This is a genomic window from Candidatus Photodesmus anomalopis (assembly GCF_000731785.2).
In the GTDB taxonomy this organism is placed as follows: domain Bacteria; phylum Pseudomonadota; class Gammaproteobacteria; order Enterobacterales; family Vibrionaceae; genus Vibrio; species Vibrio anomalopis.
Genome location: NZ_JGVJ01000010.1, coordinates 227,825 through 242,873 on the forward strand (window position 1 = coordinate 227,825; position 15,049 = coordinate 242,873).

The 15,049-nt window shown below is 31.5% G+C and carries 11 protein-coding genes and 1 tRNA gene; 6 read left to right on the top strand and 6 right to left on the bottom strand.

The window, feature by feature from the left end; genetic code table 11:
* Positions 1-7: 7 nt before the first annotated feature.
* A complete protein-coding gene (gene tsaD / locus CF66_RS01660; RefSeq protein WP_016503545.1) occupies positions 8-1,027 on the bottom strand; it encodes a tRNA (adenosine(37)-N6)-threonylcarbamoyltransferase complex transferase subunit TsaD in 1,020 nt (339 codons plus the stop codon).
* Between the two features lie 255 nt (positions 1,028-1,282).
* Between tsaD and rpsU the strand changes: the two genes are divergently transcribed.
* The 3 genes from rpsU to rpoD all read left to right on the top strand — a co-directional run bounded on the left by rpsU (position 1,283) and on the right by rpoD (position 5,312).
* On the top strand, positions 1,283-1,498 hold the full coding sequence (gene rpsU, locus CF66_RS01665) for a 30S ribosomal protein S21 (protein ID WP_016503544.1): 216 nt from the start codon (positions 1,283-1,285) through the stop codon (positions 1,496-1,498).
* Between the two features lie 165 nt (positions 1,499-1,663).
* Positions 1,664-3,403, top strand: a complete 1,740-nt coding sequence (gene dnaG / locus CF66_RS01670) for a DNA primase (RefSeq protein ID WP_034411338.1) — start codon at positions 1,664-1,666, stop codon at positions 3,401-3,403.
* A gap of 100 nt (positions 3,404-3,503) precedes the next feature.
* A complete protein-coding gene (gene rpoD / locus CF66_RS01675; protein WP_016503542.1) occupies positions 3,504-5,312 on the top strand; it encodes an RNA polymerase sigma factor RpoD in 1,809 nt (602 codons plus the stop codon).
* A 146-nt stretch (positions 5,313-5,458) separates the two neighbouring features.
* Here rpoD and CF66_RS01680 read toward each other — a convergent pair.
* Positions 5,459-5,535: transfer RNA gene (locus CF66_RS01680), tRNA-Arg, on the bottom strand.
* Positions 5,536-5,732: 197 nt separating this feature from the next.
* Here CF66_RS01680 and folD point away from each other — a divergent pair.
* On the top strand, positions 5,733-6,587 hold the full coding sequence (folD, locus tag CF66_RS01685; protein WP_016503541.1) for a bifunctional methylenetetrahydrofolate dehydrogenase/methenyltetrahydrofolate cyclohydrolase FolD: 855 nt from the start codon (positions 5,733-5,735) through the stop codon (positions 6,585-6,587).
* 53 nt (positions 6,588-6,640) lie between these two features.
* Here folD and CF66_RS01690 read toward each other — a convergent pair whose 3' ends face one another.
* The 4 genes from CF66_RS01690 to arcA all read right to left on the bottom strand — a co-directional run bounded on the left by CF66_RS01690 (position 6,641) and on the right by arcA (position 11,878).
* Positions 6,641-7,906 (bottom strand): inorganic phosphate transporter, encoded by a 1,266-nt coding sequence (locus CF66_RS01690; RefSeq protein ID WP_016503540.1) that lies wholly within the window; start codon positions 7,904-7,906, stop codon positions 6,641-6,643.
* 135 nt (positions 7,907-8,041) lie between these two features.
* On the bottom strand, positions 8,042-8,722 hold the full coding sequence (locus tag CF66_RS01695) for a TIGR00153 family protein (protein ID WP_016503539.1): 681 nt from the start codon (positions 8,720-8,722) through the stop codon (positions 8,042-8,044).
* A 243-nt stretch (positions 8,723-8,965) separates the two neighbouring features.
* The gene (gene trpS / locus CF66_RS01700; protein WP_034411341.1) at positions 8,966-9,985 is read right to left on the bottom strand and encodes a tryptophan--tRNA ligase; all 1,020 of its coding nucleotides are present in this window, start codon (positions 9,983-9,985) and stop codon (positions 8,966-8,968) included.
* A 669-nt stretch (positions 9,986-10,654) separates the two neighbouring features.
* Complete coding sequence (gene arcA, locus CF66_RS01705) at positions 10,655-11,878, bottom strand: arginine deiminase (RefSeq protein WP_034411343.1); 1,224 nt, start codon at positions 11,876-11,878, stop codon at positions 10,655-10,657.
* 401 nt (positions 11,879-12,279) lie between these two features.
* Between arcA and CF66_RS01710 the strand changes: the two genes are divergently transcribed.
* Positions 12,280-13,194, top strand: coding sequence for a manganese-dependent inorganic pyrophosphatase (locus CF66_RS01710; RefSeq protein ID WP_034411345.1), 915 nt, complete (start codon positions 12,280-12,282; stop codon positions 13,192-13,194).
* 115 nt (positions 13,195-13,309) lie between these two features.
* Positions 13,310-15,049, top strand: coding sequence for an arginine--tRNA ligase (gene argS / locus CF66_RS01715; protein WP_034411347.1), 1,740 nt, complete (start codon positions 13,310-13,312; stop codon positions 15,047-15,049).

Genomic DNA, 15,049 nt, shown 5'->3' on the forward strand with positions numbered 1-15,049 from the left:
TTTTAAATTAGAAGGATGTTGATTCAAGGGTATCAATTGGCCAGCGGGCTTTAGCTTGGATAATTAAGTTACTTTTTTTAGAGATTTTTAAACGTTTCATTCCAGCGTAAGCAATCATTGCAGCATTATCAGTACAGAATTCAATTCTTGGATAGTAGGCTGTTCCTCCAATTTCCTTAGCTAAATCCTCAATTGATTTACGTAATCTTTGATTAGCAGATACACCGCCAGCAATAACAATACGTTTGATACCAGTTTGTTGTAATGCTTTTTTACACTTAATTATTAAGATATCACAGAGTGCTTCTTGAAATGCATACGCAATATCTGCTTGTGTCTGTTCGTCATTTCTACTAACACTAATAATGTTAGCAGCAGAAGTTTTTAAACCAGAGAAGCTCATATTAAGCCCAGGATGATTTATCATTGGACGGGGGAATCGAAATCGACCTGGTGTCCCTTTTTGAGCTAAATGAGATATTAAAGGACCGCCAGGATAACCTAGTTTCATTAATTTTGCTGTTTTATCCAATGCTTCTCCAGCTGCATCATCGATTGATTCTCCTAAGGTTTTGTATTTTCCAATATCAATTACTTGTACTATCATGGTATGGCCGCCAGAGACTAATAATGCGATAAAGGGAAATGTAGGATGTATCTTTTCTAACATTGGTGCTAATAAATGTCCTTCCATATGGTTAATAGGAATAGCAGGAATATTCCAAGCATAAGCAATACTATGACCAATGCTAGCACCAACTAATATAGAACCAATAAGACCAGGTCCCGCTGTATAGGCAATTCCATCAATATCTTCCGATGTTGAATCACTATCATTTAAGCTAGATTGGATAAGTGGGATTATTTTGTGTATGTGATCACGTGATGCTAATTCTGGAACAACGCCTCCATACTTAGAGTGAATGTGTACCTGACTATATAATTTATGAGAAAGTAATCCTTCTTTATCATCATAAATGGCTACACCTGTTTCATCGCACGAGGTTTCAATAGCAATAATACGCATATTTTAAAAGTTACTGCTCCATTTTAGTTGAAATATATATAATTAGTATTTCAAATACTCGGCTAGATTCGAGTATAGTGTTGATAATAGATTGTTAGAAATTACTTCTGTATAAAAATTTTTGCAAATTAGTAGAAATAAGATTAGAATCTCGAAAATCTCAAGATAGCTTTTTTGTTGATTGAATGCAATTAATTTTGTTAAATAGCTTTTCATTGTATAACCTTAAGATTAAAAAAAGAAGAGAAGATAATTATGCCAATAATTAAAGTACGTGAAAATGAACCATTTGATGTCGCTTTACGGCGTTTTAAGCGTTCTTGTGAAAAGGCAGGTATTCTTTCTGAAGTGCGTCGCCGTGAACATTACGAAAAACCTACGACACTTCGAAAACGAGCTAAAGCTGCAGCTCAAAAACGTCATTTTAAGAAATTATCTCGAGAAAATGCTCGTAGGATTCGTTTATATTAAAATAGCTTTAGTTAAATTAACTGTTTCAGCTATTCTAAAATAATTTAATAGAACGACTTATTTGCGGTATTTAAATTTATTTTTTCTCTTCAGTTCAGTTAAATAAATTTCATTTATTTAATAACGGTTCTGTATCGTTCAGAAGTTAATTTTTAAAAAGATCTTATGGTAGGTCGTATTCCAAGTAGTTTTATCTCTAATCTTCTAGAACAGATTGATATCATTGATATCATTGATTCTCGTATCAAGCTTAATAAAAGAGGGAAAAATTATACTGCATGTTGTCCATTTCACGATGAAAAAACCCCCTCTTTTACTGTTAGTCCTAAGAAGCAGTTTTATCACTGTTTTGGTTGTGGTGTACATGGCAATGCAGTTGATTTTTTAATGCAGTATGAACAGTATGAATTTATAGAAGCTATTGAACAACTTGCATCATTTATAGGTTTAAAAGTTCCTCGAGAGCAGTATGATCATTATGTTAGTAACCGTTCTAAGTCCATTACAGATAAACAAAATTTGTATTTAATAATGAGGGATATTACTAATTTCTATATCGGACTGTTAACATCTCCTGGTAACAAGATCGCTACTAATTATTTAAGAAATCGTGGAATTTCTAGCAAAGTTATCCATAAATTTTTAATTGGTTATGTTCCAAATAAATGGGATTTAGTTCGTAATTACTTTAGTAAACAACATAATATGCTTATAGATACTGGGGTCTTGGTAAAAAATGATTTTGGAAATTGCTATGACCGTTTTCGTGGCCGGATTATTTTTCCAATTCGTGATCGTCTTGGACGAATTATTGGTTTTGGCGGAAGGGTTCTTGATGATAGTAAACCAAAGTATATCAATTCACCAGAAACAATCATTTTTAAAAAGGGAAAGGAGCTTTACGGTCTTTATGAAGTGATTAAATCTTCTTCTATTCTTTCAAGGGTTTTAGTTGTAGAAGGGTATATGGATGTGATTGCTTTATCTCAATATGAGCTAAATTACACTGTTGCATCATTAGGAACATCTATCACTGGAGAACAATTAAAAATATTATTTCGTCAAACCAGTACCGTTATTTGTTGTTATGATGGAGATCAATCAGGTGAAGAAGCAGCATGGCGGACATTAAAAAATTCTTTAAAGCATTTAAAAACAGGAAAGACTCTTAAATTTTTGTTTTTACCTAAAAATGAAGATCCTGATAGTTATATTCGTCAGTATGGTAAAAATAAATTCGAAAGATTAATTGAAGGAGCTACATCATTATCTACTTACTTATTTCAAAATTTAATTAAAATACATAAATTAAATTTAGGTACTGATGAAGGAAAATCAGCATTTCGTTCATATGTAATTAAATTAATTGATAAAATTCCAGATTATCAATTTCAAGAATTATTAGGGAAATTACTTGATCAAAGAACCGGATTTGATAATCACTTTAAGCACCTAAAAAAACACTTGAATAAGAGTCGATTAAAATTAGATCAAAAAATTAAACGTACTCCAATGCGCGAAGTTATTATTTTGCTAATTCAAAATCCAAGCTACGCTAATTTAGTTCCTGATCTTTCAAGTATCAAAGGGTTAGCATTACCTGGACTTGATTTATTATTTGAAGTTCTTGATTATTGTCGAGCTTGTCCCCATGTTAGCACAGGTCAATTGCTGGAAAGCTGGCGATATAAGAAAAACAAGATGCTTTTATCTCGTCTAGCAAGTTATATGATTCCTCTTGATGAAAATAATCAGGAAGATGTTTTTTTGGATTCTCTAGACAAAATATTGTCTCAGTGTATAGAAAAACAAATTGAACTTCTTCAAGCTAAAGATAGAAGTATTGGTTTACCAACTGGAGAAAAAAAGAAGTTATTGGCCTTAATGCTTGATTTAAAATCATGATTCAGTTTGATTAATCGATAATAAATAATTTTGTTAGTATTTTAAAATTTGCAATTCATACACTAAATCCGTTACTAGATGAAAAGTTGGATACCTTTTTATGGATCAAAATCCGCAGTCACAGCTAAAATTACTTATTATTAAAGGTAAAGAACAAGGATATCTAACCTACTCTGAAGTAAATGATCACCTACCTACAGAAATTGTTGATGCTGAGCAGGTAGAAGATATCATTCAGATGATTAATGATATGGGTATTAGGGTAGTAGAAACAGCTCCTGAGGCTGATGAACTTGTTCTAAATGGCGATAGTGCAATTACTGATGAAGATGTGGCTGAAGCAGCAGCAGCTTTATCAAGTGTAGAAAATGAAATTGGTCGCACAACCGATCCTGTTCGTATGTATATGAGAGAGATGGGTACAGTTGAGTTGTTAACTCGAGAAGGTGAAATTGATATTGCTAAACGTATTGAAGATGGTATTAGTCAAGTTCAGAATGCTGTAGTTGAATATCCAGGTGCTATTCCATATATTTTAGAACAGTTCGATAAAGTTCAATCTGAAAAATTGCGTCTAACTGATTTAATTTCAGGTTTTATTGATCCTAGTGATTATGGTAGTGGAGCACCAACTGCTACGCATGTCGGTTCTGATCTTACAGATTCTGATCTTGAAGACGAAGATGAAGAAATGATTGGTATTGATCCAGAATTAGCTTTTTCAAAATTTTCGAAATTACGTGATACTTATAAAAAACTTCAATTAGAAATTAAGATATACGGCGCAGATAGTGAAAAAGTTGTTCAATCCACGAAAATATTACAACAGGTATTCTCTGAATTCCGTTTGACACCAAAGCAGTTTGATTATTTAGTGAGTGAATTGCGTACAGCTATGGAACGGGTACGTACTCAAGAGCGGTTGATTATGTATCGAACTGTTGAATATGCCAAAATGCCTAAAAAGTTATTTATTGCTTTATTTGTTGGAAATGAATCTAGTGGAGAATGGTTAAATAAGCTTTTTGTTTCAGATAATCCATATATAGAGAAGATAAAATGCCATGAAAATGACATTCGTCGGTCTATTCAGAAACTGAATCTTATTGAAAATGAAACTTCTTTAAAAGTTCAAAATATTAAAGATATTAGTCGTCGTATGTCTATTGGCGAAGCCAAGGCTCGTCGAGCAAAAAAAGAAATGGTTGAAGCTAATTTACGCTTAGTCATTTCTATAGCTAAGAAGTATACTAACCGTGGATTACAATTTTTAGATCTCATACAAGAAGGAAATATAGGCCTAATGAAGGCGGTAGATAAATTTGAGTATCGTCGTGGTTATAAATTTTCAACATATGCTACATGGTGGATTCGTCAAGCAATTACTCGTTCTATTGCAGATCAAGCCCGTACTATTCGCATTCCCGTTCATATGATTGAAACAATTAATAAACTTAATCGAATTTCTCGTCAAATGTTACAAGAAATGGGACGAGAGCCTTTGCCAGAAGAATTAGCAGAACGTATGCAAATACCAGAAGATAAGATTCGTAAGGTCCTAAAGATTGCAAAAGAACCAATTTCTATGGAAACTCCTATAGGCGATGATGAAGATTCTCATTTAGGTGATTTTATTGAAGATACAACTTTAGAATTACCATTAGATGATGCTACGTCAACAAGTTTAAAAGTTGCGACTAGGGATGTATTATCAGGTCTAACACCTCGTGAAGCAAAGGTATTACGTATGCGATTTGGCATAGATATGAATACTGATCATACTCTCGAAGAAGTAGGTAAACAATTTGATGTAACTCGTGAGCGCATACGTCAGATAGAAGCAAAAGCACTTCGTAAACTACGTCATCCGAGTAGATCAGAAACTTTGCGTAGTTTTTTAGACGAGTAAAACTTAATCTATCCATTTATAATATTTAGATAAATGTAAATGGATTAAGCAGCTTTACTTTATTGATAGCAGTCTATTTTTCTAAGCTTATATCTTATATAGGTAGGATAGTTATAAGTATTAATAAACAATCTAAAATGCATGTTTGGCACGCCCTGAAGGATTCGAACCTTCGACCACATCCTTAGAAGGGACGTGCTCTATCCAGCTGAGCTAAGGGCGCATTGTATGCATGTATACCAGAAGGAGATTGTACGGATTAAATTTATTAAATCAACAATTTTATTTGTGTAATAAGACACTATTTAAAATAGCTAAAATTATTTTTTAGAAAAAAAAATTAAACAAACTTTTTCATGCTGTATTCATTTTTTTTACATGATAATCTAAGTTTTATTCTTTCATTAGTAAGGGAGACTCATGACTGCTCAAAAGATTGAAGGAATGTCGGTTGCGAAAAATATCCGCTTAGAGGTTGCTAATCGTGTAAAAGAACGGATTAATTCAGGTTTTAGAGTTCCTGGATTAGCTGTAATTTTAGTTGGTCAAGATCCAGCATCTAAAATTTATGTAGACAATAAACGGAGAGCATGTGAAGAGGTAGGTTTTATTTCAAAATTGTATAATATTCCAGTTACTACTGTTAGTGAAAATCAGCTTTTTTCTCTTATAGAGCAGTTAAATGAAGATTCAAAAATTGATGGTATTCTTGTTCAGCTTCCTTTACCTAATTCCATTAATACTATGCGTGTACTAGAGCATATTCTTCCAGAAAAAGATGTTGATGGATTTCATCCATATAATATTGGTTGTCTTGCTCAACGTATTCCTAAATTGAGACCCTGTACCCCTAAAGGGATCATTACGTTACTTAGTTATTATAATATAAATTTATGTGGTAAACATGCAGTAATAGTTGGTGCTTCAAATATTGTAGGTCGTCCTATGACGTTAGAGTTACTATTAGCTGGTTGTACTACAACTACATGTCATCGTTTTACTAAAAATCTTCAAGAACATGTCCGTCAAGCTGATTTATTGATAGTTGCAGTAGGTAAGCCGAATTTTATTCCTGGAATCTGGATTAAAAAAAGTGCTATTGTAATTGATGTTGGTATTAACCGTTTAAGATCTGGTCGATTAGTTGGAGATGTAGAGTATGAAGTAGCTAAAAAACACGCTAGTTTTATAACTCCTGTACCTGGTGGGGTTGGTCCAATGACAGTAGCTAGTTTGATTGAGAATACTATGATTATTGCTTCTGGACAATATTAGATAGAGTTTAGTTTTTTAGAAATATATATATACACTATTTTTCTTAATCAGTTTTAACTGAAGATCTTTTGAAGAGCATAGAAAAATATAACTGAAAGTATCGCACCTGCTGGTAGAGTTACAATCCAAGAGGCAACAATATTGCGTACTACACCTAAGTTTAAAGCAGCAATTCCACGAGCAAATCCAACACCTAATACAGCTCCAACTAAAGTTTGTGTAGTTGAGATAGGTAAACCAGTACCAGATGCAAGAATTACGGTACATGCAGTTGCTAGCTGAGCAGAAAAACCACGGCTTGGTGTTAGTTCTGTGATACCAGTACCAACAGTAGCCATTACTTTTTGACCAAGAGTAGCAAGGCCAATGACAATCCCTATTCCACCTAATGGCAGAATCCACCATGTTATTGTATTTTTGCTTGCAATGATTGTACTTGTTGCATGCTTAATTGTCGAGACAACAGAAGAAAGAGGACCAATAGCGTTAGCTACATCATTTGAACCATGTGAAAAAGCCATTGCACAAGCAGTGATGATCATTAAAATACCAAAAACATCTTCTACTCCAGAAAAGCTATGATCATTTTTGCAGTTTATAAACTTCTTTTGAATATATATATAACCAAGAACCATAATTATACTGGAAATACTCACCGCCAAAATCCAAGCGTTTTCATTACTTAAATTTAAACCAATATGTTTTAGTCCTTTTTTAATAGTTACTAGAGTGATAATAATAGTAGTTATAAACATATATATAGGAACAAATCGTTTAGCATTAACAAGTGCATTATCAGTATTAAATATTAATTTTTGGGTGCTAATAAATATAATATAAGAAAAAAAACCAGAAATTATAGGAGTAATAAGCCAACTACTTACTATTCCTCGGACATTTGCCCAATTTACTGCTTCTATACCTAGTGATGTACAAGTAAAACCAATAATAGCACCAATAGTTGAGTGTGTTGTCGATACAGGCCATCCCATATAGGATGCAATCAATAGCCACGTACCAGCAGCTAATAATGCTGACATCATACCATAGACAAGTATATCTGGATTGTGATTAAATAGAGATATGTCAATTACACCGTTTCGAATTGTATTAGTTACTTGACCACCTGCAAGATATGCTCCTGTGAATTCAAAAATCATAGCAATAATAATTGCTTGTTTCACAGTAAGTGCTTTTGATCCTACTGATGTTCCCATTGCATTAGCTACGTCATTTGAACCGATTCCAATAGCCATAAAAAAACTAAAAATTGCTGAAATCAAAATTAAGACATTGCCATAGTTTGCCAGAATATCCATAGTGGTACCAAATTATTGATAACTAAAGCAAAATCATCTATACACAAAGAAAGACAGGCGGTGAGAGAATCATCGCTTAATTAACTGAGGTATATAAAGTATTTAATTGCTCTTAGTTATCTTGTTAATTATGATTTAGGCTCGAGAAAGCATTACTTCAAGACGGGCACCAACACGCTGTGCTTGATCTGCAATAGCTCCTACCCATTCTAGAATTTTATATAAAAATATGATATCAACAGGGTTATATTCTGATTCAATTTCCATCAATTGTTGGCGAAGCTGAATTTGCATCGTATCAGTATCATCTTCAATTACATCTAATTGATCAATCATTTCAGCAACTAGTGTTACTTCACGACCTTTAAATCCAGTTTCTAGTAATTCATCAAGTTCATTGATTACTTTTTGTGCTTGATTAGCTGCATCTAGACAGCGTTTTAAATAAATAATAAAGTTTTTTTGAAAAGTTTTAGGAATAACTAGTTGTCTACCGAAAACACGACCAGCAATATCTTTCGATAAATTCGCTAGTTTATCTTGTTGGGTGAGGAGTTCAAGCATATCACTTCGATCAACAGGCATGAATAAACCTCTAGGTAGTTTTAACCGAATTTTACGTTTTAATATGTCAGCTTTTTTTTCCAGATTAGAAATTTTCATGTAAATTTCAGATGCTTCCTTCCAATCTCGGTTAGAAGATGCCTTAAAGAATTTTACGAGATGTGAACAGCACTCGTTAACACATACAACATGATGTTGCAAAGGTTTAATCGGGGACTTTGCAAATAACCCCATAATAGTATTTATTGGCATGATGATTACTAAGGCAACTTTATGGTCTTACTATATAAGTATATATATTTCTAATAACAGTATAGACTGTTCTTTATTTTATTTTATAACTTTTTTTCTTTGCCTATAACAGCAATTTCGGCTCTATTTATTAAAATGAATATTCTTCATCATAGCAAAAAGTTTTGATTGTTTTTATAGTGATTTTTATTTGTGTGTGTCAATTAAAATTTCTCCTTTTTTATGATATGAAACAGTAATATGTTATTTGAAATTTGGAACAATAAAACCTACTGCTTCATAAACTTTTTTTAATGTTTTAGAAGCAAGAATTGATGCTTTTTTTGCACCATCCCTCATTACCGAATTAAGATATGAATAATCTTTTCTGACACGTTTGTATTCTATTTGAATTGGTTCCAGCATTGAAATAATTGCTTCAGCAACATCTGTTTTAAATGGACTATATAGTTCTGTATTTTGGTACTGTGTTTCAATTTCAGTAAAAGTTTTTCCGGTTGCCGCTGAGTATAAACTCATTAAGTTTGAAATTCCAGGTTTTTTATCTGCTTCATATATGATACGTGGTGGTTTGTCCAGATCAGTTTGTGCTTGATTAATCTTCTTAAGGATTGTCTTAGGTTCATCTAAAAGAGTGATGATATTTTTGTGATTATGATCTGATTTAGACATTTTTTTAGCAGAATTTTGTAAGCTCATAACTCGTCCATTGATTTTTGGAGTATATGCTTTTGGGATGGTAAAGATTGGATTATTTTGGCTATATATGTTATTAAATCGAATAGCAATATTACGAGCTAGTTCTAGGTGTTGTTTTTGATCATTTCCTACAGGAACTTTATGGGCTCCATAAAGTAAAATATCTGCAGCCATTAGCACTGGATAATTAAACAAACCTGCATTCACGTTGTTATAACATTGAGATTTATCTTTAAACTGAGTCATTCTTTTAAGTTCACCAATTTGTGTATAACAGTTAAGGAGCCAACTAAGTTGAGTATGCTCTGGTATGTGCGATTGAATAAACAGAGAACTTTTTTTAGGATCGATACCGGAAGATAAACAGATAGCTAAAGTGTCAAAAATATTTTTATTTAATTCTTTTGGATTTTTACGGATACTAATTGCATGAAGATCTACTATACAATATTGGCAATTATAATTATCTTGCATTTCTATCCATTGACGTAATGCACCAAGATAATTGCCAATACTTAATTTACCTGACGGTTGAATACCACTCAGGACAATAGATTTTTTCATTAATAAAATTCCTTTGAAAATAGATTGTTAGACATGAGAATCTGAGAGAGATACATATAGTATATTTATTACATTTTTTCTAGAAATGGTGTTTCATATTTAAAATAAAAAACTAAGTTATTAATAAATTAGTTGAGTTAATATTGGAAATTTAAAAATTTTAACAGTGTCAATATGTTTCAAAAAATGGGTTCAATGACCTAATTTTAAATGGAAAAGCATCAATTTTGTTTTTTGATTCTATTTCATACCTTCTATATAAAGCAGTATACCATTTAGTATCATTAACTACCTTATGATTTACCTAGATTGGTTGCTTTCTTTGTATTGGTAAATTATGAATAAATTCATTAATCTCGTTTTTAGAAGTAACTGAAACTATTTGAATAGTACAATTATAATAATTAGAATATATATCTTGTTTTGTTTCTATGGGTAATATAAGTGTAATAATTGTTTTTTCCTGTTTCTCATATATGCTTATATTTCAAATAAAAATAAAATGCTGTATATAAGTATGCTAACTGTTTAGTTTAGAATCAAATTTAGATTTCCATTAGTAATAGATTCGATTTGTTTTAGTTACAGAAAAAGTTAACAGTTCTTCTAATTACAAATGTTGATATATGTTACCAAGATTTAATAAAAAATAGGTTAGATAGCAAAAAATCAAATAGAGTCACGTTCAATAGGACAGCTCATGCAGCGAGTTCCACCACGACCACGCCCTAATTCATTACCTGGAATTGTTAAAACTTTGATACCTGCTTTATCAAATTTTTCATTTGTATAAATATTATGCTCATAAGATATTACTAATCCGGGTTTAACTGTCAAAACATTATTAGCATCGTTCCATTGCTCACGTTCTGCTTGATATTTGTCACCACCAGTTGTGATAATTTGAATAGAACTTAAACCAAGGGCTTTTTCAATTGCATAAATATAATTCTCAGCTTTTTTAATTTTAACTTCACCATTGAGTGTTGGTGTAAAACTCCATGTATCTAGATCTCGGTGCATAACTTTTGGGTAAATAGAGAAAGTATCAATGTTTACATGAGTCATAACTGTATCTAAGTGCATACAGGAACGCGCTTTTGGTAAATTAATTGCTATTAATTCCCTTGCTTGATTATTTTTAAATAGATTAAAAGCTAAACTTTCTACACCTTGTGGAGTTGTTCTTTCAGAAATTCCAACCAATACTACTCCTTTGCCAATAACTAATATATCGCCGCCTTCAATATGAACATTATCATAGTTTATATTTTCATCAAAAAAATATGTAAAAAAATCTTGCTTAGAAAACATTGGATGCCAACGATAAATAGCTCTTAAATGATTAGTTTCTCTTTTTCGAGAAGATTTCATCATTGGATTAAGAGACACTCCACCATATAACCAACAGGATGTATCACGAATAAACATGTGATTAGGTAAAGGTTCAATAACAAAATCTAAAGATTGATTTATTTGAGGAAGGATTGATGATGAATGAATATTTAGCTCTGAATAAGCAAGACCACCAAGTAGTATACTAGCTAACTCTTTGTTTTTCATATTTTTTAAGTAATGACGTAAATTTTGAGAAAAAACAGGACCATACCGAAAATTAGAGATTTGAGTATTTAGTAGCCATTCTTTAGCTTTATCTATTTCTAAAGTTTCAAGTAACAAATTTTGAAGAAAAAATACCTTGATTCCTTTTACACTAAGAAGAGTCTTCACAAATATATCATATTCTTTCAAGGCCTTTTGTATATTAAAGACATCATCAAATAATAATTTATTGCAATTGGATGGCGTAAGATAGACTAAAGCTCGGTCAGGTCGATTTAACAATACTCGTTTTAGTTGACCTACCTCAGAACCAACATACAGAATACTCATTTTTTATTCCTTAAGTACTTCTAAACATAACATAGTGATATGGTTTGATTTGTATATCTTTTAAATCAAATGAAATATTTAGTTTATATAAAAAGCTAATTTTAAGATTATATTCAAACTATGATGAAAAATAGAAGTTAGAATCAATATGTTTTTTAACATTTTCTATATTCTGCAATTCGTTGGATTTATTTAATTTAATTTAAGTTTTTGATTTAACTGGATATTTGCTATTATTAAAGATTAATTATAACTAATCTTCATAGAAGAATAATATAGTCAATATTTAAATATTTTTAAAAAATAAGTTAAAGTTAGTAAATCATTGAAATTGAGGCAAGCTATTTATCTTATGATTAGGTAAATGTATTATTATTAATAGCTTAAGATTAGGAGGAAAAATGATTCTTGTAATTGGTCATAAAAATCCAGATAGTGATAGTATTTGTAGCGCGCTAGCAACTACAGCTTTGTTAAAAGCGCGGGGGTTTAAAGCTAAGCCCATACGTCAAGGTAAGGTTAATAGAGAAACTGAATATATTCTTAAAACTGCTGGTGTTGCACAACCTGAATTATGTACGAATATTTCTGGCAAAAAAGTGTGGTTAGTTGATCATACTGATTTAGCACAAGCAGCAGATGATATTGGCGAAGCTGAAATCTTAGGGATTGTTGATCATCATCGTCTAGGTGATGTTATGACAATAAATCCTTTAGAGGTTTGGATTTGGCCAGTAGGTTGCACATGTACCATATTATTCAATCTATTTAAAATTGAAAAGGTACAAATTACACAACAACTAGCAATTTTAATGATGTCTGCAATCCTTTCTGATACAGTTGCGTTTTCATCTCCTACTTGTACTTTAAAAGATAAAGATGCAGTGCAAGAATTAGCAAAGATTGCTTCGGTAGAAAATTTAGATCAATTTACTAAATCAATTTTAATTGCTAAAACAGATATCAAAGGATTATCAGCTACTGAATTAGTAGAAAAAGATCTTAAAGCCTACACACATAATGGTCATTATTTAATGATTGGTCAAGTTGAGCTTGCAAGCTTAGATCAAGTTAGCAATCTCATCAAAGATATTGAAGATGATTTGGAAATTCGTTGCAAAAAAAATAATTCACCTTTTTCAGCTATTATGCTTACTGACATTATGACAGCTAGAACTAGGTTAATTTACAAGGGGAAATGGGCAGATAATCTAAATAAATACAGAAAAAATGGTATGTTAATGATGGAGAATACACTAAGTCGAAAAAAACAATGTTGGCCTTGGATTCAATCAGAACTGTTAAAGTCTGTCTAGAGATTTTTTTTAGCATAAAAATAGCGCGTTAACATACTAAATAAGTACAAAATATGCCAGATTTTATTATTCAGATAAGTTATTTGACAGCTTTAAAGATTTAAAGGAACATCTTGTGAATATGCAATTATTAATTAATAAAAAAATATCGAATGCCCTTGAAGATGCTGGTGCTCCTTTAGGAAGCTTTGCTGATGTTCGTCAATCTTCAAAACAAGAATTTGGAGATTATCAAGTAAATGGGATAATGAGCATTGCTAAACGTTTGGGAATTGATTCATACACATTTGCTAAAAAAGTATCAAAAATCATAAACCTAAATGGTATTGAAAAAAAAATAGAGGTTATCAAACCTGGTTTTATTAACATTTTTCTAAATAATTGTTTTTTAGAGGAAAAAATTAATAAAATTTCAGTTTCTAATGAATGTCTTGGTATTCAAAAAGAAATTAGTAAAACCATTGTGGTTGATTATTCAGCTCCAAATATAGCTAAAGAAATGCATGTTGGCCATTTACGTTCAACTCTCATTGGAGATGCAGTAGTTCGAGTACTAGAGTTTTTAGGTCATGAGGTTATTCGTGTAAATCATATTGGTGATTGGGGTACTCAATTTGGTATGCTTATTGCGAATCTTGAACGGATACAGAAAGGCTTAAGTAATACAGCATTAATGAATTTATCCAATTTAGAAAAATTTTATCGTGAATCTCAAAAACTATATGACACAGATAAGGAATTTGCAATCCAGGCTCGTTCTTATGTTGTTAGGTTACAAAGTGGTGATAAATTTTGTTCTGAAATGTGGAAACAGTTAGTGGATATTAGTATGATTCAAAATCAGCGTAATTATGAACGTTTAAATGTTTCTCTAACCCATAGTCATGTAATGGGAGAAAGCATGTATAACGATATGTTACCTGATATTGTTACTGACCTTGAAAAGAAAGGTTTAGCTAAACAAGATAATGGTGCTAAAGTTGTATTTTTAGATGAATTTAAAAATAAAAACGGTGCTCCTATGGGAGTTATTATACAAAAACATGATGGAGGTTTTCTTTATACTACAACTGATATAGCTTGCGCAAAGTACCGCTATGAACAGATGGATGCTGATCGTATTCTTTATTTTGTTGATTCTCGTCAACATCAACATTTAATGCAAGCTTGGACTATTGTTCGAAAAGCAGGTTATGTTCCCAAACACGTTTCTTTAGAGCATCATGCGTTTGGTATGATATTAGGTAAGGATGGTCGTCCATTTAAAACTAGATCAGGTTGTACTGTGCTTCTTAAAGACTTATTAAATGAAGCTGAAAGTCGTGCAATGAAATTAGTTGAATCAAAAAAACCAAATTTGAAAGCAGATGAGAAAATAAATATTTCTAATATAATTGCAATAGCAGCGATAAAATATTCAGATCTTTCAAAGCATCGTGATACTGACTATGTATTTGATTGGGATCATATGCTAGAAATTGAAGGGAATACAGCATTATACATTCAATATGCGTACGTTCGTCTTATTTCTATCTTTACTAAAGTTGGCCTGTCAATAGATTCTTTTAAAGGTGTTATTAAAATTACATGCAAGAAGGAAAGAGCACTTGTTATGAAGTTGCTACAGTTTGAAGAAGTGATAAAATCTGTTTCTGTTCAGGGACAACCTCATATTCTATGTAATTATTTATTTGAATTAGCAGGGCAGTTTTCTAGATTTTATGAAGTTTATCCTATTCTAATTAAACAAAATATTCTTTTGAAACAAAGTCGGTTGCAATTATCGGCATTAATAGCAAAAACTATTAGACAAGGTTTATCATTACTAGGTATTAGAACTTTAAATAATATTTAA